The 21,283-nt window shown below is 64.1% G+C and carries 24 protein-coding genes; 17 read left to right on the top strand and 7 right to left on the bottom strand.

What is annotated here, in order from left to right; all coding sequences use genetic code 11:
* Positions 1-153: 153 nt before the first annotated feature.
* Positions 154-1,245, bottom strand: coding sequence for a diguanylate cyclase domain-containing protein (locus ABID37_RS20935; RefSeq protein ID WP_354198298.1), 1,092 nt, complete (start codon positions 1,243-1,245; stop codon positions 154-156).
* A 210-nt stretch (positions 1,246-1,455) separates the two neighbouring features.
* Between ABID37_RS20935 and ABID37_RS20930 the strand changes: the two genes are divergently transcribed.
* Positions 1,456-2,163 (top strand): helix-turn-helix transcriptional regulator, encoded by a 708-nt coding sequence (locus ABID37_RS20930; RefSeq protein WP_354198296.1) that lies wholly within the window; start codon positions 1,456-1,458, stop codon positions 2,161-2,163.
* A 124-nt stretch (positions 2,164-2,287) separates the two neighbouring features.
* Here the strand turns inward: ABID37_RS20930 and ABID37_RS20925 are convergent, their stop codons facing one another.
* On the bottom strand, positions 2,288-2,785 hold the full coding sequence (locus ABID37_RS20925; protein ID WP_354198294.1) for an RES family NAD+ phosphorylase: 498 nt from the start codon (positions 2,783-2,785) through the stop codon (positions 2,288-2,290).
* Positions 2,786-2,792: 7 nt separating this feature from the next.
* Positions 2,793-3,143, bottom strand: a complete 351-nt coding sequence (locus ABID37_RS20920; RefSeq protein WP_354198292.1) for an MbcA/ParS/Xre antitoxin family protein — start codon at positions 3,141-3,143, stop codon at positions 2,793-2,795.
* A 330-nt stretch (positions 3,144-3,473) separates the two neighbouring features.
* On the opposite strand from ABID37_RS20920, the gene ABID37_RS20915 reads away from it, so the two are divergent.
* From ABID37_RS20915 to ABID37_RS20895, 5 genes are all read left to right on the top strand, one after another.
* Positions 3,474-5,177, top strand: coding sequence for a ParB/RepB/Spo0J family partition protein (locus tag ABID37_RS20915; RefSeq protein ID WP_354198290.1), 1,704 nt, complete (start codon positions 3,474-3,476; stop codon positions 5,175-5,177).
* Positions 5,178-5,266: 89 nt separating this feature from the next.
* Positions 5,267-5,740 (top strand): UCP036055 family protein, encoded by a 474-nt coding sequence (locus ABID37_RS20910; protein WP_354198288.1) that lies wholly within the window; start codon positions 5,267-5,269, stop codon positions 5,738-5,740.
* Positions 5,737-6,624, top strand: a complete 888-nt coding sequence (locus ABID37_RS20905) for a DUF7007 domain-containing protein (protein ID WP_354198286.1) — start codon at positions 5,737-5,739, stop codon at positions 6,622-6,624. The genes ABID37_RS20910 and ABID37_RS20905 overlap by 4 nt, the downstream gene beginning before the upstream one ends.
* Positions 6,624-6,953 carry a hypothetical protein gene (locus ABID37_RS20900; RefSeq protein WP_354198284.1) on the top strand — a complete coding sequence of 110 codons (330 nt, stop codon included), beginning with the start codon at positions 6,624-6,626 and terminating at the stop codon, positions 6,951-6,953. Before ABID37_RS20905 ends, ABID37_RS20900 begins: the two co-directional genes overlap by 1 nt.
* A 41-nt stretch (positions 6,954-6,994) precedes the next feature.
* On the top strand, positions 6,995-7,297 hold the full coding sequence (locus ABID37_RS20895; protein ID WP_354198282.1) for a hypothetical protein: 303 nt from the start codon (positions 6,995-6,997) through the stop codon (positions 7,295-7,297).
* A gap of 430 nt (positions 7,298-7,727) precedes the next feature.
* Here the strand turns inward: ABID37_RS20895 and ABID37_RS20890 are convergent.
* Positions 7,728-8,482, bottom strand: a protein-coding gene (locus tag ABID37_RS20890; protein ID WP_354198280.1) for an IS5 family transposase whose coding sequence is annotated in 2 segments (ribosomal slippage) — positions 7,728-8,152 and positions 8,152-8,482 — 756 coding nt in all. Because the reading frame shifts where the segments join, the coding sequence is not laid out codon by codon here.
* Between the two features lie 405 nt (positions 8,483-8,887).
* Positions 8,888-10,714, bottom strand: a complete 1,827-nt coding sequence (locus ABID37_RS20885; protein WP_354198278.1) for a DEAD/DEAH box helicase — start codon at positions 10,712-10,714, stop codon at positions 8,888-8,890.
* A 25-nt stretch (positions 10,715-10,739) separates the two neighbouring features.
* Here ABID37_RS20885 and ABID37_RS20880 point away from each other — a divergent pair, with 25 nt between their 5' ends.
* The 5 genes from ABID37_RS20880 to ABID37_RS20860 all read left to right on the top strand — a co-directional run bounded on the left by ABID37_RS20880 (position 10,740) and on the right by ABID37_RS20860 (position 15,050).
* Positions 10,740-11,618: a phage portal protein gene (locus ABID37_RS20880; protein WP_354198276.1), complete on the top strand. Its 879-nt coding sequence runs from the start codon at positions 10,740-10,742 to the stop codon at positions 11,616-11,618.
* Between the two features lie 5 nt (positions 11,619-11,623).
* Positions 11,624-13,702, top strand: coding sequence for a prohead protease/major capsid protein fusion protein (locus ABID37_RS20875; RefSeq protein ID WP_199257669.1), 2,079 nt, complete (start codon positions 11,624-11,626; stop codon positions 13,700-13,702).
* Between the two features lie 75 nt (positions 13,703-13,777).
* Positions 13,778-14,113, top strand: coding sequence for a DUF2190 family protein (locus ABID37_RS20870; protein ID WP_199257668.1), 336 nt, complete (start codon positions 13,778-13,780; stop codon positions 14,111-14,113).
* The gene (locus tag ABID37_RS20865) at positions 14,113-14,424 is read left to right on the top strand and encodes a head-tail joining protein (protein WP_354198274.1); all 312 of its coding nucleotides are present in this window, start codon (positions 14,113-14,115) and stop codon (positions 14,422-14,424) included. Before ABID37_RS20870 ends, ABID37_RS20865 begins: the two co-directional genes overlap by 1 nt.
* The gene (locus ABID37_RS20860; protein WP_199257666.1) at positions 14,421-15,050 is read left to right on the top strand and encodes a DUF6441 family protein; all 630 of its coding nucleotides are present in this window, start codon (positions 14,421-14,423) and stop codon (positions 15,048-15,050) included. Before ABID37_RS20865 ends, ABID37_RS20860 begins: the two co-directional genes overlap by 4 nt.
* 77 nt (positions 15,051-15,127) lie before the next feature.
* Here ABID37_RS20860 and ABID37_RS20855 read toward each other — a convergent pair whose 3' ends face one another.
* Together ABID37_RS20855 and ABID37_RS20850 are read right to left on the bottom strand one after the other, a co-directional pair.
* Positions 15,128-15,406 carry a TFIIB-type zinc ribbon-containing protein gene (locus ABID37_RS20855; protein ID WP_199257665.1) on the bottom strand — a complete coding sequence of 93 codons (279 nt, stop codon included), beginning with the start codon at positions 15,404-15,406 and terminating at the stop codon, positions 15,128-15,130.
* 106 nt (positions 15,407-15,512) lie between these two features.
* Positions 15,513-16,496 carry a calcium/sodium antiporter gene (locus ABID37_RS20850; RefSeq protein ID WP_354198271.1) on the bottom strand — a complete coding sequence of 328 codons (984 nt, stop codon included), beginning with the start codon at positions 16,494-16,496 and terminating at the stop codon, positions 15,513-15,515.
* A 309-nt stretch (positions 16,497-16,805) separates the two neighbouring features.
* Between ABID37_RS20850 and ABID37_RS20845 the strand changes: the two genes are divergently transcribed.
* The 6 genes from ABID37_RS20845 to ABID37_RS20820 all read left to right on the top strand — a co-directional run bounded on the left by ABID37_RS20845 (position 16,806) and on the right by ABID37_RS20820 (position 21,281).
* The gene (locus tag ABID37_RS20845) at positions 16,806-17,222 is read left to right on the top strand and encodes an acyl-CoA transferase (RefSeq protein WP_199257663.1); all 417 of its coding nucleotides are present in this window, start codon (positions 16,806-16,808) and stop codon (positions 17,220-17,222) included.
* A gap of 24 nt (positions 17,223-17,246) precedes the next feature.
* On the top strand, positions 17,247-18,188 hold the full coding sequence (locus ABID37_RS20840) for a phage tail tube protein (RefSeq protein ID WP_354198268.1): 942 nt from the start codon (positions 17,247-17,249) through the stop codon (positions 18,186-18,188).
* Positions 18,188-18,643 (top strand): hypothetical protein, encoded by a 456-nt coding sequence (locus tag ABID37_RS20835; protein WP_199257661.1) that lies wholly within the window; start codon positions 18,188-18,190, stop codon positions 18,641-18,643. Before ABID37_RS20840 ends, ABID37_RS20835 begins: the two co-directional genes overlap by 1 nt.
* A 68-nt stretch (positions 18,644-18,711) precedes the next feature.
* On the top strand, positions 18,712-18,870 hold the full coding sequence (locus ABID37_RS20830; RefSeq protein ID WP_233253142.1) for a DUF7697 family protein: 159 nt from the start codon (positions 18,712-18,714) through the stop codon (positions 18,868-18,870).
* Entirely contained in the window at positions 18,863-20,623 is a 1,761-nt protein-coding gene (locus ABID37_RS20825; RefSeq protein ID WP_354198265.1) for a hypothetical protein, read from the top strand. Before ABID37_RS20830 ends, ABID37_RS20825 begins: the two co-directional genes overlap by 8 nt.
* Positions 20,604-21,281, top strand: coding sequence for a phage tail tape measure C-terminal domain-containing protein (locus ABID37_RS20820; RefSeq protein ID WP_354198385.1), 678 nt, complete (start codon positions 20,604-20,606; stop codon positions 21,279-21,281). Before ABID37_RS20825 ends, ABID37_RS20820 begins: the two co-directional genes overlap by 20 nt.
* The last annotated feature ends 2 nt before the right edge of the window (positions 21,282-21,283 follow it).

Below are 21,283 nucleotides of genomic sequence, written 5' to 3'. Positions count from 1 at the left end.
ACCCCTCGACAAGCTTAAGACGATGATTGAGCGGCCGAAGCAACTGGCTTGTCGAGCCACTTGGCTCGATCAGCTCCCCCAGGAAAGGAGGAAGTCGCGAAAAGCCCATTTGCTTCTATCTGAAAAGCCCAGCGGCTTCAGCCTTGCCGGCCATTATTCGCCGATCGACAGGCCGCCTTTCCCTCTTTTCTTGGCGCGATACATGGCTGTGTCCGCCGCACGAAGAAGCGCTTCGAAAGTTGTGCCCTGTTGGGGATAGAGCGCAACACCGATGGATGCGGAGCATGAGATCGACTGGTTCTCTATCTCGAAGGGCCGGCCGACCAGTTCGGAAATGCGGGAAAAAATCGCTGCCGCGTCGATCGGCCGATGGGGATCGTCGATACAAATGACGAACTCATCGCCACCGATGCGGCCACAGATATCCGAGTCCCGAGTGCCGGCACGGAGCCGCTCGGCTACGTTCCGCAAAAGCTCGTCGCCGACGCTATGGCCACGTGTATCATTCACGCGCTTGAAATCGTCGAGATCGATGAACGCCAGCGCCAGCCGCCCTTCAAGGCCTCGGTGGGAGAGCCGTTTCTCGACCAACGTCCGTGTAAAACTGCGATTGGGCAGTCCGGTCAGATCATCGTGGCTCGCCTTCAAATGCAGTTCATCCTGACGCGCCTGAAGCTCCGCGAGGCGTTGATCGAGCTCTGTCCGCTCCCGGCGGCTTTGATGCAACATTTCCATGGTCCTCGCGCTCGCGAGCAGGCTTCCCGCCATCGTTGCCTGGCAGGTTTCAATGCGGAAAGGTTTCCCTCCCTCAAGGCCGGCGAGCAGAATCAGGAAGCGTTCCTTTCCATGCACAATCGTCAGATAGGCGATCGACGTCCTGCAATGACCGTCCGTCAGGCTTCGAAAGATACTGGACGCGGCGTCGTGCTCGACCATGTCGGGCCTGATGGCGGAGCCGAACAGATTGGTCACGGGCATTTCAACGCTCTGAATTCGTCCGATCAGCGATTCATCGGTTGAGAACACGCACACGAGGTTTCCATCCTCGTTCAGCCGAAGCAGGGCCGCCCACGGCGCATTCCACTCTGTCAGGATAGGCTTAATGGCGATCCCGTAGGCTGATGCGGGGTCATAGGTTTGCAACACGATCGACAGCAGCTGCGCCAGGTCATCATTCGATGGGGGATAGCTCGAGCGGAGATTGGCGTCCCAGCAGGCGCTCTGCAAAATTTCCGATTGCGTCATGACGACGATACTGAACCCATAACTCATACAACCCCGGTGCGGCCGGGTGTCCGCTCGACGGGATGCCGTGAATGGCCGGATAATGACTTCTGAATATTCCAATCTGCTGTCGCGTTCTCCCCGCCACCTGCGCAGTTTTCAATTGACCCGCGATAGTGTAAAATAGCGGTAGGGAAAAATTGAATAAACTTGATGATTTATAGAGAGCCAGTGGAGCGGATCGCCGATCCAGTAATGTCAATCTGCGCGGCGGAGACTGAGGTGGAACTGCGGCGGGTTGTCCAGCAGAGCATCGAACGTTTCGGCTTCCAGAGCTACAATCTTTCGTTCCGCAAGAAGGACCGCCGCGAGTTTATGTCGGAGCCCACCCTCACCAACTGGAGCGGCGCGGATCTAGCGCGGTACGCCGATGAGGGATGGGTGGAGAAAGACCCCTTGCTTGAGATGGCGGTTGGGCGGCCCGGGCGGCCAATGGTCTGGACCTCTGCGCAATGGGCGTCTTCCGTTCATTCGACCTATGGCGAGTATATCGCCAGCACCGGAATTATCAGCGGGGCGACCGCGGCGCTGGATGAGCGTCCAGGGAGCCTGAGCGCGATGACGGCCCTGTCATTCGCGGATGCTTCCAGGAGCCGGAGCGACGCATATGCCATCCAGATAATCGGCCAGGTCGCGGTCACCCGCGCGGCGGTCCTGGGTATCCCGCGGGCGGACGTCATCGGAGCCCCGTATTTGAACAGGTTGTCGTCGCGGCAGATGGAGATACTCGGGTGGATCGCGCAAGGAAAATCCAACGCCGACATAGCCATCATCGTCGGTTCGTCTAAAAGAACTGTCGATTACCACGTCTCGGAAATTCTGAGAAAGCTGGAAGTCGCCAGCAAGGCGCAAGCGGCAGCCATCTATTCCAGTCAGTGAGGCGGCGAAGCTCGGCCCGTGATCGGACGTCCTGTCAGTGCGCTTGCGGCTCTTGCCGCTCGCTTTGCTGTCGCAATTGTCCGCTCGTGTGGTGTGCGACTTCTAACGCCAGCCTTTTTGGGTGTTATCGCGAAAGCCTGTTTTCGTCATCGATCAGGGTCAGGCGGCAGGGCGCGGAGCTGCCCCATTGCCACAGGACGAGGTTGAGATCGTCAGCCGTTGCACCCGCAGCAAAGCTGCGAACCAACAGACCATGATAGCCGGCTGCTGCAAGCCGTCGGGCAAAAGCCTGCGTGGCTGCCTCACCACTTGTCTTCATCTGATCGCGCCAGGTTGAGTCGCTCAGCGCCGGCATCGTCATTCCTTCAGCCCGCATCGCCGTCTCGTCACGGCAATCGAACACGCTTTCTATGCTCGCGTCATAGCAAACCAGCGTTGTGGGTTGCAGGCTGCCGGCCTGATTGGCTTCGCGCAGTGCCGTTATGACGGACAAGGACATATAGAGCGCTGGCGTTCCCTTGCGATTGAAGCGTCCCCCATAGAGCTGCGCGCCGCGGCCCGACATCGGCTCGCTGGCGAAGATCGGGTTGAGCGCCCGGTAGAGTTGTCCCTCGTATCGCACCCGTGGCCTATGCGTGCACGCCGGCGTCGACCGCGTCAATATAATCGAGCACCTCGTCGGCACGGCCGTCACGGACCAGTTGCATCGCGGTCATGCCCGAAAAACCCGGCAGGGGTTCGGATCGATACCATGCGTAAGCCATCAGTGCCGAGCCAAATCGGGGCTCGACCTTATTGACGATCTCGGTCATCTCGCGCAGCCGACGCTGTGTCTTGTCCGAGCTGATACGATCCTTGCGCTGGATCGCATCCTTGCCAAGTCCGGCCGTCCGCGCAATTTCCTCGCTCGTCGTCCGCAAAGCGGCAGCGATCTTGCGCGGCGAAAAAAGACCATCGTCAGCATATTGGGTAAGTCCCATGGCGCTTACCTCCAATTCCGCACATCCAATATGACGCAATATAGCGTCAGAATGATTGGCATGCAAGTTGGAATAGAGTGAGGCCGGGAGGAAATGGAAGAAGCAAGCCCGCTCGCAGAGCGGGCAGGCCGCTGACGCTGGTGCTCAATCGCCGCCATCGCGATCCCGACCCGTCGTCCTGCGCAGGGCTTTAAGCCCCGCTCGGCCAGCCGGGCAGGGATGCTCGCCCGCAATTGCCCCGGCCTGCCCGCTCCGCGGGCCGGGGGATGTCTTCGGGAAGAAGACGAAAAAGGACCGGCGCGGTGCCGGTTCGTCAAGAGGAGCATCCCCATGGAAATCAAGCTGATTGATCCGCGTTCGCTCGTGGAGAATCCCGACAGGGCCCGCCGCACCAAATCGAGTCCGCAATCGGACGCGCTGTTGCTGGCGACGATCCGGGCCGTTGGCATTGTGCAGCCGCCGGTCGTGGCGCCACAGACTGATGGCGGCAATGGTTATGTCATCCACTCTGGCCATCGCCGTGTCAGGCAGGCGATCGTCGCGGGTCTGGAAGAGATCGCGGTTCTGGTCGGCGAGCCCGCCGAGGACGGCGGCGCCCTGCGCTCGATGGTCGAGAATATCGCTCGCGAGAACCTCAATCCTGTCGACCAGTGGCGCGCTATCGAACGGCTCGTCGCTCTTGGCTGGACCGAAGAGGCGATTGCCGTCGCGCTCGCTCTGCCGATCCGCCAGATCAGAAAGCTGCGCCTGCTCGCCAATGTGCTGCCTGCCATGCTCGATCACATGGCCAAAGGCGACATGCCCAATGAGGGGCAATTGCGAACCATCGCATCGGCGGCCCTCGATGAGCAGAAAGAGGTCTGGAAAAAACACAAGCCTTCGAAGGCCGACCCGCAGGTATCGTGGTGGAGCGTTGCGCAGGGCCTTCAGAAAACGCGCATGTATGCCCGCGATGCGAGCTTCGACGATGACCTGGCGCAGGCCTATGGCATCGCCTGGGTGGAAGACCTTTTCGCGCCGGCAGATGAGGACAGCCGCTATACGACCGACGTCGAGGCGTTTCTCGGCGCTCAGCAGGAGTGGATGACGGCTAATCTGCCCAAACGAGGGTCCATTGTGGAGGCCGGCCAATGGGGCGAGCCGAAGCTGCCCCCCAAGGCCGAGCGTGTCTACGGCAAAGCGAGCAAATCTGACCACACCGCCATGTATCTCGACCGCGACGGCAAGGTGCAGTCGGTGGCTTACCGCATGCCCGAAGCCAAAAAGCCCAGGAGCGGGAAGGATGCGTATCCCGGTTCCGATGATGGTGCACCGATCGTCAACACCCGACCGGATGTCACCCGGAAGGGCATGGAGATGATTGGCGACCTGCGCACCGACGCCTTGCACGAGGCGCTGTCTCGCGCCCCGATCGAGGACGACACGCTGATGGCGCTGCTGGTTCTGGCTTTTGCCGGCCAGAACGTTTCCGTCGCGTCTGGAACGCGTGACGTCTCCTATTACGGGGCCGTTGGTCTTGGTGAACATGCCGCGCGCCTGTTCGATCAGGATGGCAAGCTCGAATTCGACATGGAGACGCTGCGGATCGCCGTGCGCTCCCTGCTGGTTGACGTCCTGTCGTGTCGCGAAAACCGATCGGACAGCGGCGTCGTCGCCCGGGTCGCCGGAAATATCATCGGCGCTGACAACTTCTTGCCGAATATGGGCACGGACGAATTCCTGTCGTGCCTCTCGCGTCCGGCTCTGGAAGCCTCGTGCAAGGGCACGTCGATCCTGCCGCGCCAGCGGGTGAAGGACACGCGGGCAGCTCTCGTCGAGCATTTCCAGGCGGAACGCTTCGTTCATCAGGCAGCGCTGTTTGCACCCGATCCGGAAAAGCTCTCGGCCTGGCTCAGGAAGAACGAAGTCGTGGAAGAGCCCGAGGACGAGGGCGCGTCCGAGCACGCTGCGCTCGAAGACGATACCAGCGGCGGGCCGGTTCCTGGCCACAATGCTGATGACTACGAAGAAGGTTTCCGCGAAGCCGCCGAATAGCCGCACCTGTTTCCTTTTTTCTTCGTACCGCCGCCGCCGGTTTACCACCGGCGGCGGCTTCGTTTTCCCTTCAATATCCGGAGGACATCATGTCCGCACACTCGATCTTTGAAGACGCTCCCATCGGATCCATCGTTGCCTGGAGCGACGGAACCCCGCGTCCTCCCGAACGGTTCACCAGGAAACTCGCCGCCTGGAGGAATAACAACAGCAAAGGCCGGTTGATCCGGAAAGAACCTCCGCGGATCCGTCCCACCTACTCGTCGCCGGCAGGCTTTACGCTGCATGAGGCAGATTTCGGGTCTGGCGGGGTCATCGCAATCCGCGTTCATCGCAGCTTCTCGGTAGACACCACGCTGCAATTTACCGTGGTGGAACGGCCCGTACCCGGCTCTGTTCGCGTCTTCGACCGGGCCGGTGACAATGCCGAACTCGTGCATCTCGCACCGCACCGCGCGGCGGCCGAGGAATGGCTTTCGCGCCATGGCTATCCCAATGCCGTGCTCGACGACGTTACGGCGGACGAGGTCGCCGCCGATGTTGTCGAGGGGAGGGTGGCATGAGCGTTCACTCTTCCTCGAGCGCCAAATCTGATGCTACCCTCGGTTCGCCAGGGGTTTTGTTTGGCCGCAGCGCCGACGGGCTTTTGGTGGCACTGGTCGGTGACACCGCCTTCGCCATGGTCCCGGGCCGCGAAGGCAAATTCTTCCTTGCCAGCGGCTGGCGCATTGGCCGTCCGATCCCGGAATGGATGCGCTCGGATTTTTATGGCCATTCCGGCGAACTGGCTGATGAAGCGGCATTCTTTCTGAAGGTCCAGGAAAACGCCAAGCACCAGCGGGAAAAACGCGCCCTCGGCCGGAAGGACTTCGTTTCGTCCGCCAACACGCCATGGGGGCCTTCGCAGGGAGCCACACTTTACGCCGAGGGCGTAACGGCTCACTCGACGGCCGGACATGGTGGTTTCAAGCTTTCGGCAGAGCGGAACCGCCAGGTGCATCCCATGCTGCGCTCCGCTGGCGGCTGGTATGAAGAAGATGCCGAGTGGGCGATCGTCTCGTTCACATTCCCGCACCTCTTCACCGCATATGAGCGCCGTCACGCCGAGCGCACAATCAAGGATTCCTGGCCTGATGCGTGGGAGGAGCTGACTGGCAATACCCTGGCTCCTGGTGACTCCCGCACCAAAGATCAACGTGCCTTTGAGGTTCAGCATGCCGCCGACTGGATCGTGATCTCCGCCATCAGCTCGGAGCAAAAGAAAGGTTTCGTGGAGGTCGTCGCCACAATGGGCGGGCGGCGCGAGGAGGCGGCTGAGGAACGCCGTTTTCTCGTGCCGGAGGGAGACTACAAGATGGGCCGGTTCGGTTTCGTGATCGATCCCGCTCGGCACGCGGTTTATGACGGCCCGTCCAGTTTCATCGGCTGGCAAAGGAGGGCGCCCTGATGGCTTTCCCTCTGGAACTGCAGCGGCGGCTGTTGTGCATGGAAGAAGCTCGCCGCCAGACTCAACACCAGCTCGATATAATCGAGCGCCAGATCTGGCGGCGCATGGCTTCGCTGATCCCCACCTTCGGTCGCAAGCATTCCGGTTATCGGCATGGAAAAGCTCCCGAACCCTCCGGGTTCCTCGAGCGATATCGCTCAAACCTGGCCGCACTCACTGCCGAACGCCAGCCCGAAATCGATGCCCTGTCGCGCAAGCTCGCGCGCCAGGACCGCGCCATCGCGATGCTGATCGCGCGGCTGGATCCTGTCCGGGAACTGGCGGCCTGATTTCCAGCGCAAGACCCCCATCATTATCAAAGGAGGGCAGAATGCCGCTCTATACGATCGAAACCACCTATCGTCTTCCCTGTTATCACCAGCGCACTTTTGAGACTCGGAGCCTCGAAGCAGCTTGTCGCCTCGCCCTCCAGGATGAGGACTGGGACAGCGACAATTGCGACTATGAGACCGTCGGCGAGACCTATATCACCGGCGTTGGGATGAGCCCGGCGGCGTATTCTGGTCCGGCGCAAGGCCGGTATGTTCGGCGAACTGCTTGCGCTACTCAAGGAAAGGACCCAACCGCCTTTCTGATGATGAATTCTGTGGCTTTGATCGCTAGTTGGCACTGATTATCAGCGCTAAGTGGCACCGCCCAACGGCCGTAATGAGGTGGGAAGCGGTCAGTCAGCTTTGGGGATGACAGAGGGTGGAAGCGGTCTTCCAGTGTCGCAAAAATCTGTGACTTTGATCGTTATTTGGCACTGATTATCAGCGCTAAGTGGCACGGTCCAAACGGCTGCAACAGTGCGGTTAATTGCTGTTGTTGCTCCGCAGAGTTTTTTCAACCAACCAAAGGTGGAAGACGTGAGCAGCTACAAACACACCGCCTATGAATATCACAGATGGCAGCAACATCCCCTCTTGGCCTGGTCTCGGCGTTAGTATCATCGCTCCGGCAGTAATCAGCGACAGGACACAAATCGCCAGGAAAGGTGTGAAGCTAAGAGCGAGAACGCGGGGCGCGGACCAGATCACTGTGTTAGGGTCAGGACTCACTGATCAGAGCCAGAAGATGACGGTTGCGGCGAGCGCGATGGCCGAGAAGAAGGTGGTAGGGCAGCGGTCGTAGCGGGTTGCGACGCGGCGCCAGTCCTTCAGACGGCCGAACATGATCTCGATCCGGTTGCGGCGCCTGTAACGGCGTTTGTCGTATTTGACGGGCTCGTTGCGCGATTTCCGGCCCGGGATGCAGGGCTTGATGCCCTTTTGCTCCAGCGCGTCCCTGAACCAGTCGGCATCGTAGCCTCGGTCGGCGAGCAGCCATTGCGCCTTGGGAAGTTCGTCGATCAGGGCCGCCGCACCGATGTAATCGCTGATCTGGCCGGCGGTCATGAAGAAGCTCAAGGGGCGGCCGTTGGCATCGGTAACGGCATGGAGCTTGGTGTTCATGCCGCCCTTCGTGCGGCCGATCAGGCGTCCGAGATCCCCTTTTTTACCGCCAGGCTCGATGCCGTGCGGTGCGCCTTCAAATAGGTCGCGTCGATCATCACCGTCTTGCGTTCAGCACAGGCCGAGAGCCCTTCCATCATGCGCGTGAAGACCCCCATCTGACCCCAGCGCTTCCAACGATTGTAGAGCGTCTTGTGCGGGCCGTAATCCTTCGGCGCATCCCGCCAGCGCAGCCCGTTACGATTGACGAAGATGATCCCGCTCAGCACGCGCCGGTCATCCACCCTCGGTCTGCCGTGGCTCTTCGGAAAATACGGCTCAAGCCGCGCCATTTGCTCGTCCGTCAGCCAGTACAGGTCGCTCATAGTCAGTCTCCTTGCGGAGCCTGAATCAGATCGCGCCTCTCACATCAATGGGTCCTGACCCTAGCCAAGCGCAAGCCGACTACTTCGGCGTATATGTTCGAATCCCACCCGGTCCGCCACTTGCCCCCACGAAAGCGTTCTCCCGATCCGGCTGCGGCCGGATTTTTCCGTTGTTTTCGAGGGTTATGCGGGTGGGGCTGAGCACTGGAGCTGCCGCCATGAGCCCCGGAAGCGGTCTCTCAGGACCGAGATTCTCTGGACCTGTTAACTGCGAGGTTTTGGTGAATAGCTATTAAGCTCTTGTTTAAGAGCCATTTTTTTCAAGTCCCGCAAAGACTCCGATCCCGGTGCCATTTGTCTGAAATGCCACTGACGTCCAACCGAAATCGTCGGTGCGCCATAGTCTCAGTCGAGCCGGATAGAAATCTCCGCTGCCTCTTTTTCGGTGTCGCAGAAGATGGGCTGCGGACGGCCATGGCGCCACACCCAGACGGTGAAGCCCGCTGTCTTACGGGTGTGGATGGTGCCATTAGAAATTTCGACATGCCCCTCCGACACGAGACGAAGGACGATCCGTCGCCCTGCCTCTGATCCGCCGATCTCGAACAATTTCGATGCAGATGCCTCAAGCAGCAGGTGCGTGCCCTTTGTATCGATAGCCACGATGTCCTTGTCTATCCAGACGAGGAAGTCGGGGAAGTACGCCTTCCCGGCATGCAATAGAGGGATCGAATATCCGCTGCCGGACGGGTTCCGCGTCCAGACCCGTTGGGTCTTGTCGATCGCCCTCGCAAACCTCAGTTCAAAGCCGTTCAGGCCAGAGTAGCGTTCGTGCAGCGATTTTTTGAAAGTCTCGCCTCCGTTGCTGTCAACCGCTATCGGTCCAACTGAATAGGGGTGGCCCGCATCATCCTGGAAAACCAAGGAGTGCTGAATATAGGCCTCTACCACTTTGCGAGCCGTCTCCCTTACATGCTCTGCCGCCGGGCTGCTGGCCTCGATTAACGCATCAAACTTGGGGTCCTCAATATCCACCAAGTTGATCGGCCCCCCCGCTCTGCGCAGCCCACCCGGATAGCACCTTTGAATCTCACGGCGGAATACATGGCGTGTCATGATCCGGTTGCTGTGATCTACTTCGACCCAGTCATAATGTGCATCCGTCTCCGATCCAATGAGCTGCAGTACCTGCATGCGGCTCCCTTGACCGATCGTGTTCTGTCCGCCGTCTCGGAAGTCCATCATTCCTTTGACAATCTTCCCTATAGGCTCTAGCGCATCGCTACTTTCAATCGCGACAGTGGGAATCGTCCGAGCCGGCCGTGGGTCCAGGCTGTCCTTCTTCCCTCGGGTTTTCTCATCCTTCACCACCAACGCTATTGACGGATGCTCGGAAACCAAGTCCGCGCGGATCTGCGTCAAGATGTCATCGAAGACCCGTTTCTCATCGGTTCGGATGTGGAAGTGCGCCGTGTTCATGACCGGATCACTGTAGTGCTGTGCTCCAGGTTGCCGAAGGACTCGCCCGATGACCTGAGTGATCTGTCGCGCTGAAGCCATCTCTTTGTCTATGTATGCGAAAGACGCCGCTGGATCGTCCCAGCCTTCCTGAAGGCCAAGATTGAAAATGATGTGCTCGTAGTCGCCTGCGATGAATCGGGAGTAGTCTTTTTCCGCCCCATCGAAGAGGTGCATTTCTGGCGGCTTCTGCGATTCCTTCGAGAATTTGAGCTGGCAGTAGACGGCGATCTTAGCTGGGTCTACCTTTGCGACCTCGACGAGGTGTCGCCATATTAGGATGGGCCGGGCCTGTCGTTCCTGAAAGGGCCTTTTGAGGTCCTCCGAGACCGGCACGCCATCCACGGTGTTGGTGGAGCAGACATATATTGCCTTCGGTCGGTAAGGCAGCTTCAGATTTTGAGCTGCTTGCTGCGCCCTCCGCATGTCGGTCAGCAAGTTATCTAGGGCGGGTTCTAGCGGGGTGATGTATCCGTCTATTGATATCCGCTGCTTCACCAACTGGGCCTCTACGACCTCGGGACTCGAGACAGTCGTCGAGAAATCCGGGTCGGTCCATCCTTGGTCGCTACGAAGGCGAGAAATGACATTATTCAGACGCGGCGGCAGCGACATGGTGGCGCTAGCAACAATCAGCGCATCTGGTGCGAGTTCCAGGAGCCGATCTGTCTGAAGATCGGACAGGTTGTGTCCTTCGTCATAGACGACGATCACCGTCGACGACCTGCCGGGCCTCGGCTTGCAGGACATCGCCCAGCTGCCCGTCGAACTGCTGGCCATCCTGCAGCGCGACGTCGACGAGCGCATCAAGCGGGACAAGGCCGCGAAGGCCCGCCTCAATGGCGCGCTGACGGTCCGCTACGCCACCCGCGCCGCCGAGGAACGGCAGGCGACGGGCAAGGACACCGGCACGATCCGCTTCGACGACGGCGATTTCACCGTGGTCGCGGACCTGCCGAAACGGGTCGATTGGGATCAGGATCGCCTCGCCGCCATGGTCGAGCGCATCCGGTTCAACCAGCCCTCGGCCACCGGCGGCTATGGCGAATACAAGCGCGCGAGCCTGCACACGATCTCGGCGGGGTTCCGGGTGCCCTACGAGCTGCTGACCGGCGACCTGTCCCAGGTCAACTATTCCTCGATCCGGGCGGGGCTCGTGGAGTTCCGCCGCCAGATCGACGCCGTGCAGTGGCAGCTGTTCATTCCGATGTTCTGCGCGCCGGTCTGGCGGTGGTTCACGGAAGCGGCATGGGCCGCGGGTCAGATCCCGTCGCCGACCGTGCCGGTCGAATGGTCGCCGCCGAAGTTCGAGGCGGTCGATCCGCAGAAGGATGCGATGGCGAACCTGCTGTCGATCCGCTCCGGCACCATGACGCTCGCCGAGGTGATCGCGAAACAGGGCCGCAACCCCGACGCCGTGCTGGCGGAGATCGCCGCGACCAACGCCAAGCTCGATGCGCTGGGGCTGGTGCTCGACAGCGATCCGCGCCGCGTCACCAAGACCGGCAGCGCACAGACGAGCGACCCGGCGACCGATCCGGCCGACGGCGACCCGGCCGCCAACGATCCCTCCGCCGACGCGGAAACCAATCCGGCGCAGGCCGACCAACAGGACTGACCTCCATGGACACGATGATCGAACTGCCGGCCATGCGCCGGTCGGCGGAGCTTGCGCCGAACACGGCCGACGCCGACAGCCGCACCGTCGAGGTGGTCTGGTCGGCCGGGGCCCGCGTCCGTCGCGCCACCTTCTTCGGTGAGCCCTATGACGAGGAACTGAGCCTCGATCCCGCCCATGTCCGCCTCGACCGGCTGAACGCGGGCGCGCCGTTCCTGAAGGTGCACGAGCTCGACACGCTCGACGCGGTGATCGGCTCTGTCGTCCCCGGTTCCGCCCGGATCGAGAACGGCCGCGGCATCGCGCTGGTGCGGATCAGCGAGCGCGCCGATGTCGAGCCGATCTGGCGCGACATCCAGGCCGGGCACATCCGCGCCGTATCGATCGGCTACCAGGTCCACCGCTTCGAGGTCTCGAAACCCGAGGCCTCCCGCGAACTCTGGCGCGCGGTGGACTGGACGCCCTTCGAGGTCTCCGCCGTCGCGGTCGGCGCCGACCCCGCCGCCGGTTTCCGCGCCCAGCACCCCCTTCACGACTGCGTCCTCCACCGCCGGGACGCCCCTTCCACAACGAAAGGACCGATCCCGATGACGGACAAGACCCAGACCCCGGCGAGCGACGCCGCAACCCCCGCCACCACCCAGCCGACCGAGCCGGTCGAAACCGAGGACACCGCCATGACCGAGCCGAAAGCGGCTGCGCCCGACCCGAAGGTCGCCGCCAGCGAACCGAAGGTCCACGCAAGTGAGACCCGCAGCCAGCCGAAGACGCAGGCAACGCCCGCGCCCGACACCGAAGCGGTTGCCACCCGCGCCCGCGAGGCCGAGCGCGACCGCGTCTCCACCATCTACGATCTGGCGGGCCGCCTGAACCTCGAGCGCGGCTTCGCCGAGGATCTGGTGAAACGCGGCGTCAGCGTCGACGAGTCCCGCCGCCTGATCCTCGACCAGGTCGCCGCCAAGTCGGACGAGACCCGAACCTTCCCGCACGTTTCGGTGCCGCTCGGCGGCCGTGACGAGCGCATCACCCGCCGCGACGCGGTGGCGAACGCGCTCCTGCACCGCTACAGCCCGACGCTGTTCCAGCTGGAGGACGCTGCGCGCCAGTACCGCGGCATGACGCTGCTGGAACTGGCCCGCGAAAGCCTCGGCAATGCCGGGGTCAACACGCGCGGCCTGTCGCGCGACGAGGTTGCGACGCGCGCCCTGCACTCGACCTCCGACTTCCCCGAGATCCTGTCGGCCGTCACCAACAAGACGCTGCGGCAGGCCTACGAGGCCTATCCCCGCACCTTCATGCTGTTCTGCCGCCAGGTGCTGGCGACCGACTTCAAGGCGATGCACCGCGTGCAGCTCGGCGAGGCGCCGCAGCTGCTCGAGGTCGGCGAAAGCGGCGAGTTCAAGCGCGGGACGCTGGGCGAGAGCAAGGAGAGCTACAAGGTCAAGACCTATGGCCGGGTGGTCGCGATCACCCGCCAGACGCTGATCAACGACGATCTCGACGCCTTCACCCGGATCCCGGCGATGTACGGCAACTCCATCGCGCAGCTCGAGTCGGACGTGGTCTGGGGGATCATCACCGCCAACCCGGCGATGGCGGACGGCAACGCGCTGTTCCACACCACCCACAAGAACCTCGCGGGCACCGGCGCGGCGCTCGATGTGAGCAGCGTCGGTGCGGCGCGCGCGGCGATGGCGAAGCAGACCGGCCTCGACAAGAAGACGGTGCTGAACGTCCGCCCCGCCTTCCTGATCGTGCCCGCCTCGCTGGAACTGAAGGCCGAGCAGCTTGTCGCCCAGAACCTCGTGCCCGCCGCGACGTCCAGCGTGGTGCCGCAGTCGATCCGCACACTGGCGCCGATCAGCGAGCCGCGCCTCGACGCTGCCAGCGAGACCGCCTGGTATCTGGCGGCCAGCCCGAACCAGATCGACACCATCGAGTACGCCTATCTCGAGGGTCAGCAGGGCGCCTACATCGAGACGCGCAACGGCTTCGACGTCGACGGCGTCGAGATCAAGTGCCGCCTCGATTTCGGCGCCAAGGCCATCGACTGGCGCGGCCTCTACAAGAACCCGGGCGCGTAACGCACCCATCCCCGAACCCTGACATGCGGGCGGTCCTGACGGGCCGCCCTTCGTCTTTCCACGAGGATCACCCCCATGAAAACCTACGTCCAGCCCGGCAACACCATCACCCTGACCGCGCCCTATGCCGTCGCCTCCGGCGATGGCCTGCTCGTCGGCTCCATCTTCGGCATCGCCTCCGGAGCGGCGGCCCTCGGCGAGCCCGTCGAGACCGCGCTCGTCGGCATCTTCGACATCACCAAGGTCGGCTCCCAGGCCTGGACCGTCGGCGCCAAGGTCTATTGGGACGACACCAACAAGCGCTGCACCACGGTCGCGACCGACAACACCCTCATCGGCGTGGCCGTCGAGGCGGTGGCCAGCGGCGCGGGCGACACCATCGGCCGGGTGCGCCTGAACGCGGCCTTCTGATGAGCGCCTTCGCCGCCGCTGTTGGCGCGCTCTTCGCCGATCCCAACATCGGCCGGGACGCGGTCTACATCGCCGACGGCGGCGCGCCCGTGCTGGTGCGCGTCGTCGCCCGGCGCGCGGATGCCATATCGGACTTCGGCGATGCGCGGCTCTGGTCCGAGACCACGCGGATCGACCTGCGCGTGGTCGAGGTTGAGAACCCACGTCCCGGCGACCGCATCGAGATCGGCGGCGAGGCCGTTCTCATCCAGGGCGAGCCTGTCCGCGACCGCGAGCGGCTCGTCTGGACCGTCGATCTGAGGCCCGCGTGAAACTGAAGCTCGACATCGATCCCGACATCGTCGCGATGATGGCGGCGGAGGTGGCGGCCGGGGAGCGCGCCGTCACCGCCGCCATGCGCGAGGCCGGGTCCGGGCTGAAGAGCGCATGGCGGTTGCAGATCACTGGCGCGGGGCTCGGCACACGGCTGGCCAACTCGATCCGGAGCCAGAACTTCCCGAGGTCGGGCGAGAGCCTCGACGCCGCCGCGCTCGTCTGGTCCCAAGCCCCGGTCATCGTCGGCGCGCACGACACCGGCCCGTTGATCCGCTCGAAGAACGGGTTCTGGCTGGCCATCCCGCTGCCCGCCGCAGGCAAGTCCCTCCGAGGCGGCAGGATCACGCCCGGCGAATGGGAGCGCCGCCGTGGCCTGCGCGTGCGCTTCGTCTATCGCCGCACCGGTCCGAGCCTGCTGGTGGCGGAGGGACGGCTGAACACGAAGGGCCAGGCCGTTGTGTCGCGCTCCAAGACCGGGCGCGGCAAGGTCACCGCGCCGATCTTCCTGCTGGTGCCTCAGGTGAAGCTGCCGAAGCGGCTGGATCTGGCGCGGGACGCGGACCGGGTATTGGATGGCGTGCCGGGGCTGATCGTGGCGAACTGGGTGGAGGCGCGCACATAACAAGTTGAGGCGAGCCCGGACGCCATGCTGCAAACCCAGCGCCGTGAGTGGAAAAAGCGACGCCGCCGCTGGATTGATCAGAAATCGAACAGTTCGCCGAGCAGCGATTTCTTCTTTCTCGGGCGCTCGTCGTAGTGATCACTCCGGTCGTCGCGCCGTGGCTCGTACCGGGAACTTGACTCACCACCGCGATCCGATTGAGGAGGACGCTGCGGTGCAGCCGGCGCTGTCTTTTCAATGATCTTGTCCAACTCGCCGCGATCCAGCCAGACGCCGCGGCATTTCGGGCAATAATCGATCTCGACGCCCTGCCGATCCGTCATCACCAGTTCAGAGCCATCGATTGGGCATTGCATGGGCATATCTCCTCAGGTTTGTTGCAATCGAGATAGGTTTCCGGATCGTGTTGGACAACCAAGGTTGGCGAATGCGATGGTCAAACCGCGCTCCCCGTTCCGTGGCCTACGGCCAAAGCCACGCGACGTAGCCGACATAGAGCAGCATCATCAGTCCACCTTCCATTCGGCTGATACGCCTGCCGGTATAGGCAAAGACGACAAGCAGTATGGAAGCCGCGATCATCACCAGATTGTCGAAGCGGACAATCTGGAAGGGAACCTCGGTCGGTGCGATCATGGCCGTAATGCCGCCGATCCCAAGGATGTTATAGATGTTCGAGCCGACGATATTGCCGAAAGCGACATCGGCCTGTTTGCGGATCGATGCCATGATCGACGTGACCAATTCCGGCATGGACGTACCGACCGCCACGATCGTCAGGCCGATCACTGTTTCGGAGATGCCTAGAGACCTCGCAAGCGTGACTGCGCCGTCGACCAGAAAATAGCCCCCGAGCACCACGAGGCCCAATCCACCGAGCGCGACAAGCAACGAGACAATGACCGATCGCTCCGGCTTCTCCACGGGAACGAGGGCGGCGTCCACTTCCTGGGCAGCGATCGTCTTGTCGTAGACGGCTCCGTGGTCACCAGACGCAGATTGCCGCTCCTGCCGAAAGGCCATGAACACGTAGACTGCGAGCGCCGCGACGAAAATTGCACCGATGAGGACACCCAAAGGCATGAGAGCGGCCGTCGCCGCGAAAACGACGGCAACGGCGACCATGACGGCGCTGTCGCGCTTCAGCGCGACGGACGAGACAATGATGGGGGCCAGCACGGCCGATGCGCCAAGGATGAGCAGAATGTTGGCGATATTCGACCCGACAATGTTGCCGTAGGCAATGCCGGGTGACCCGCTCAACGCGGCCTGCACCGACGTCACGAGCTCCGGGGTGGAGGTTCCGAAGCCAACCAGAGTTAGACCTATGACCAGCGGCGAGACACCGAACCGGGTCGCGACCTGCACGGCGCCGCGCACGAGAAGCTCGCCACCGAGAACGAGGAGAACAAGGCCTCCGATCAGGGGTAACGCAATCTCGATCATCCAATACTGTCCTTTCTGTTGCGGCGCCGGGGCGGGATAAAACTTCTGCATGTTGCTGAAGCGTGGTTGCAGAGGAAAAGAACATTTCTTCTAATCTAACGCAACGCAACCGCGGCGTTTGAATCCTGGTTTTCAGCTTCTCCTGTATCCCGACGGCCCCTTGGGCCTTCCCGGCGCAGTGCAATCAGACACCGGACGACAGAGCCCGGCAAGCTTTGACGACTCCGGCGTTCAGAGAGCTGTGCCCAGTCTCTGGAGGTTGGCAATGAACAAGACCCAGTCAATTCGATCTACGACGCGAGTTGTCACGTGACCCCCCGCGAAACCATCCTCGCCGCGCTGCACGCGCGGCTCTCGGCGCTGCCCGCGACCGCCCTGCGCGGCGAGGTGCTGCCCGAGCGCGTGCCGGCCGATGGCCTGCTGATCCTGCGGGATGGCGAGCCGGGAGAGCCCGAGGTGACGCTCTCGCCGCTGCGTTATCACTACCAGCACCGGGCCGAGATCGAGGCGGTTGTGCAGGGCGCCACCCGTGACGCTGCGTTCGACACCCTCTGCGCCAGTATCGGGGCTGCGCTCGCCGCCGACCGCACTCTGGGCGGCCTCTGCGACTGGGTCGAGGCCGAAGCCCCGCGCCCGGTCGATCTGCCGGTCGAGGGCGCGGCCAGCCTGAAGGCCGCCGTGATCCCGGTGGTGCTGCACTATTCCACGGCCGACCAGCTGGCCTGACCCCGACAACCCGAGGAGAACACCATGGCACGAGCCCAGGGGGCGCGGGCGCTGATGGCGCTTGCGTTCGAGACGACCTATGGAACGCCGCCTGCCAGCGGCTTCACCCGCATGCCTTTCGCCAGCACCTCGCTCGGCGCCGAGCAGCCGCTGCTGAACTCGGAGCTGCTGGGGTACGGCCGCGATCCGCTGGCGCCGATCAAGGACGCGGTGACGGCTGACGGCGACGTCGTGGTGCCGCTCGACGCGGAGGCCTTCGGCTTCTGGCTGAAGGCGGCGTTCGGCGCGCCGACGACCACGGGCGTCGAGGCCCCGTACAGCCACGAGTTCCAGTCGGGGTCGTGGACGCTGCCCAGCATGTCGATCGAGACCGGCATGCCCGAGGTGCCGCGCTATGCGATGTACTCGGGCTGCGTGCTCGACCAGATCACCTGGCAGATGCAGCGCTCGGGTCTGCTGACGGCGACGGCTCGGCTGGTGGCGCAGGGCGAGACGATTGGCACGACCACTAGCGCCGGAACGCCAGCCGCGCTGGAGTTGAAGCGTTTCGGCCATTTCAACGGGGCGATCACTCGGAACGGCACCGCCCTCGGCAACGTGGTCTCGGCCGAGATCACCTATGCCAACAACCTCGACCGGATCGAGACGATCCGCTCGGACGGCCGCATCGACGGTGCCGACCCGTCCATCGCGGCGCTCACCGGACGGATCGAGGTCCGCTTCGCCGACCAGACGCTGGTGACGCAGGCCATCAACGGCGAGGCCTGCGAGATGGAATTCGCCTACGTCCTGCCCTCGGGCGAGAGCTTCACCTTCACCGTGCACGCCGTCTACCTGCCGCGCCCTCGGATCGAGATTTCCGGGCCGCAGGGCGTGCAGGCGACCTTCGACTGGCAGGCCGCCCGCGACAGCGTGGTCGGCCGGATGTGCACCGCCACCCTCGTGAATGAAGTGGAGACGTATTGATGCTCACGCTCGACCTGACCAACGCCCCGCGCTGGCATGACCTTGCACCTGGCGTTCGCGTGCAACTTCGCCCGTTGACCACCGCGCTGATGGTGGCGACCCGCAGCGATCCCGCCGTGGAGGCCGTGCCCGAGGAAGCATCCGACGAGGAACGCGCAGTCGCCTTCGCCAAAGCGCTGGCGCGGCGCGCGGTGATTGCCTGGGAGGGCGTGGGCGATGCTGACGGCAAGCCGATCGATCCCAGTCCCGAGGCCATAGACGCGGCTCTCGATGTCTGGCCGATCTTCGAGGCCTTCCAGTTGACCTACGTCTCGAAGGGCCTGCTGCTGGAGCAGGAAAAAAACGCCTCCGCGCTCTCGCCAAATGGTCCTTCGGCGGGGGCGAGCGATACTGCGAGGGTTGCGAACCCTGCGGAGCCAGCGCGCAAGCCTGCCCGGACTGCCCGGCGCGGCTGAACCGTCCGGAAACGCCGGAGGGTTGGCAGGTCTGGGACCTGGTCGGCCGTCTCGGTGGCCAGCTGCGCGTGCTGCCGGGCGCGGTGATCGGCTGGGACATGTCGGCCGCGCTGGCGCTCGGTGACGCGCTCGGCGTGCCGCCGCTCGCCATGGCCGAACTGCTGCCCGTCATCGAGGCGGTGATGGTCGCCAAACTCAACGAACAGATGGAACAGTCCCATGGCTGAGAAGAGAGTCAGCGTCCGCCTCGCGGCCGTGGGTGGACGGCAGGTGCGCGCCGAGCTGGAAGGTGTCGGCGAAGCCGGGTCGCGCGGCTTCGGACGGCTGAGCCGGGAGATGGAGGCGGCCAACGCCCGGCTCGCGGCCTTCTCGCGGCGGGTGCGGGTCGCGGCCGCTGCCGCCGTGGCAGCCGCTGCAGCCGCGGGCGTGGCGATGATCCGGTCCGGCCTGCAGACGGTCGATGCACAGGCCAAGCTCGCCCAGTCGCTCGGCACCACCGTCGCCTCGATCCAGACGCTGGAGCGCGCGGGCGAGCTGGCCGGTGTGTCGATGTCCGGCATCGAGCAGGCCACCAAGGATCTGACGCGCCGTCTCAGCCAGGCGGCCGCCGGGACCGGTCCAGCCGCCGACGCGCTCGACCGGCTGGGCCTTTCCGCCAACGAGCTGATCGCCCTGCCGCTGGACCAGCGCGTGGGTGCGATCAACGCCGCCATCGAGAGCTTCGTGCCCGCCGCCGAACGCGCGGCTGTCGCGGGCCAGCTTTTCGGCGAAGAAGGCTCAATCGCCATGTCGCGGATCGACACCGCGACGCTGCGCCAGGCGACCGAGGACGTCCTCGCGTTCGGAGTGGTCGTCTCCGAACAGGACGCCGACCAGATCGAGCGGACGAACGATGCCATCTCCCGGCTCGGGCTGATCTGGCGCGGGCTGTCGAACCAGCTGGCGGTTGCCGCCGCACCCGCACTGGAAGCGGTCGCAGATGCGATGGCGTCTGTTTCAAGCCGCACCGGGCCGCTGGGCATCGCGATCCGCGGGCTCTTCGACAACATCGGCCGCCTGACCACCTATGCCGCCACCTTCGCAGCTTTCCTCGCCGGTCGCTGGGTCGCCGGCATGGCTGCGGCGGCGCTCTCCGTGCGGGGCCTCGCCACGGCGTTGGTCGTCCTGCGCGGGGCGCTGATCCGCACCGGCATAGGCGCGCTGATCGTCGGCGCGGGCGAGCTCGTCTATCAGTTCACCCGCCTCGTGTCCGGCGCGGGCGGCTTTGGCGAGGCGATGTCGCTACTGAAGGACCTCGCGGTCGAGGTCTGGGGGCGGATCCGCATGGGCGCCGCTGCGGCGGGTGCAGCCGCCACGGCGATGTTCTTCGACCTGAAGGCGGACGCCGCCTCCGGCATGCAGAGCGCCATCGAAAGCGTCGTGGGCTTCGGCAACACCGCCGCGAACACGTTCGAGGGCGCCTACGAGGCGATCAAGGCGATCTGGGGCCTGCTGCCTGCTGCCATCGGCGATCTGGCGTTCCAGGCGGCCAACAGCCTGGTCGACGGCGTCGAGGCGATGCTGAACGGCGTGGTCTCGCGCATCAACGGCTTCATTGGCGGCATCAACCAGGGGCTGGAAGCGCTGGGGTCGGAGCGCCGCATCACGCTGGTGCCCGACCTCGATCTCGGCGAGATCGAGAACCGCTTCGAAGGGGCGGCCAGTGCTGCCACGACGGCGGCGCAGGCGGCGTTCGACAGGGCCTTCGAGGACAACCCGCTGACCGCGCCCGATCTCGGTCTGACCGATGCGGCGAACAGGGCGCTCGAGTCTGCGAACCTCTACATTGGCGCGGCGCGCGATCTCGCCGAAGGAGCCCGCGCGCCACTGGAAAGCTGGCAGGCCCTGCGCGATGCGGTGCGCGGCACCGACGAGGCCAGTGCCGATGCGCTGACCGGAGGCCACCGGCGCGGCCGAACGGCTGGAGACGGCGCTTGGTGAAGCCGGGCGCGCCGCGACGGGTGCCGGTGCGGCGGCCGGGGCTGCCGCCGCTGCGGCGGAGCCCGCGACAGAGGCTGCCGTCACCGGCTGGCAGGCCGTCACCGCCGCGCTGTCGGATTACGCCAGCAAGGCCCGCGACATCGGTGGCGACATTGGCCAGAGCCTCGTCGGCGCTTTCCAGTCGGCCGAGAACGCGGTCGGGGAGTTCGTGAAGACCGGCAAGCTGAACTTCCGCGATCTGGTCACCTCGCTGCTGGCCGATCTCGCCCAGCTCGCGGCGCGGCGGTTCATCCTCGGGCCGATCGCCAATGCACTCTCCGGCGTGTTCTCCGGTGCGGGCGGCATCTTCGCCAACGTCCTGCATGCGGGCGGGATGGTCGGATCGGCCGGGCCGTCCCGCATGGTCCCGGCCATGGCCTTCGCCGCCGCGCCCCGGATGCATTCTGGCGGGATGGCCGGACTTCGCCATGACGAGGTGCCCGCGATCCTGCAACGCGGCGAACGGGTGCTGTCGCGGCGCGAGGCGCAGGCCTACGGCGCCGGCGGCGGCGTCAACGTCACCATCATGGCGCGCGACGCCGAGAGCTTCCGGCAATCCCGCACGCAGGTTGCCGCCGACATCGCTCGCGCCGTTTCGCTCGGGCGCAGGGGGCTTTGAAC

Source organism: Aquamicrobium terrae (assembly GCF_040545735.1).
Lineage (GTDB): Bacteria > Pseudomonadota > Alphaproteobacteria > Rhizobiales > Rhizobiaceae > Mesorhizobium > Mesorhizobium terrae_A.
The sequence above is the reverse complement of the archived record's forward strand: the minus strand, read 5'-3'. Positions and strand labels throughout refer to the sequence as shown.

Excerpts from the sequence above, each read along its gene's own strand:
- ABID37_RS20935 (WP_354198298.1), bottom strand. The coding sequence starts at position 1,245 with ATGACGCAATCGGAAATTTTGCAGAGCGCCTGCTGGGACGCCAATCTC.
- ABID37_RS20920 (WP_354198292.1), bottom strand. The coding sequence starts at position 3,143 with ATGGGACTTACCCAATATGCTGACGATGGTCTTTTTTCGCCGCGCAAG.
- ABID37_RS20915 (WP_354198290.1), top strand. The coding sequence starts at position 3,474 with ATGGAAATCAAGCTGATTGATCCGCGTTCGCTCGTGGAGAATCCCGAC.
- ABID37_RS20910 (WP_354198288.1), top strand. The coding sequence starts at position 5,267 with ATGTCCGCACACTCGATCTTTGAAGACGCTCCCATCGGATCCATCGTT.
- ABID37_RS20905 (WP_354198286.1), top strand. The coding sequence starts at position 5,737 with ATGAGCGTTCACTCTTCCTCGAGCGCCAAATCTGATGCTACCCTCGGT.
- ABID37_RS20900 (WP_354198284.1), top strand. The coding sequence starts at position 6,624 with ATGGCTTTCCCTCTGGAACTGCAGCGGCGGCTGTTGTGCATGGAAGAA.
- ABID37_RS20895 (WP_354198282.1), top strand. The coding sequence starts at position 6,995 with ATGCCGCTCTATACGATCGAAACCACCTATCGTCTTCCCTGTTATCAC.
- ABID37_RS20875 (WP_199257669.1), top strand. The coding sequence starts at position 11,624 with ATGGACACGATGATCGAACTGCCGGCCATGCGCCGGTCGGCGGAGCTT.
- ABID37_RS20870 (WP_199257668.1), top strand. The coding sequence starts at position 13,778 with ATGAAAACCTACGTCCAGCCCGGCAACACCATCACCCTGACCGCGCCC.
- ABID37_RS20865 (WP_354198274.1), top strand. The coding sequence starts at position 14,113 with ATGAGCGCCTTCGCCGCCGCTGTTGGCGCGCTCTTCGCCGATCCCAAC.
- ABID37_RS20855 (WP_199257665.1), bottom strand. The coding sequence starts at position 15,406 with ATGCAATGCCCAATCGATGGCTCTGAACTGGTGATGACGGATCGGCAG.
- ABID37_RS20850 (WP_354198271.1), bottom strand. The coding sequence starts at position 16,496 with ATGATCGAGATTGCGTTACCCCTGATCGGAGGCCTTGTTCTCCTCGTT.
- ABID37_RS20840 (WP_354198268.1), top strand. The coding sequence starts at position 17,247 with ATGGCACGAGCCCAGGGGGCGCGGGCGCTGATGGCGCTTGCGTTCGAG.
- ABID37_RS20835 (WP_199257661.1), top strand. The coding sequence starts at position 18,188 with ATGCTCACGCTCGACCTGACCAACGCCCCGCGCTGGCATGACCTTGCA.
- ABID37_RS20825 (WP_354198265.1), top strand. The coding sequence starts at position 18,863 with ATGGCTGAGAAGAGAGTCAGCGTCCGCCTCGCGGCCGTGGGTGGACGG.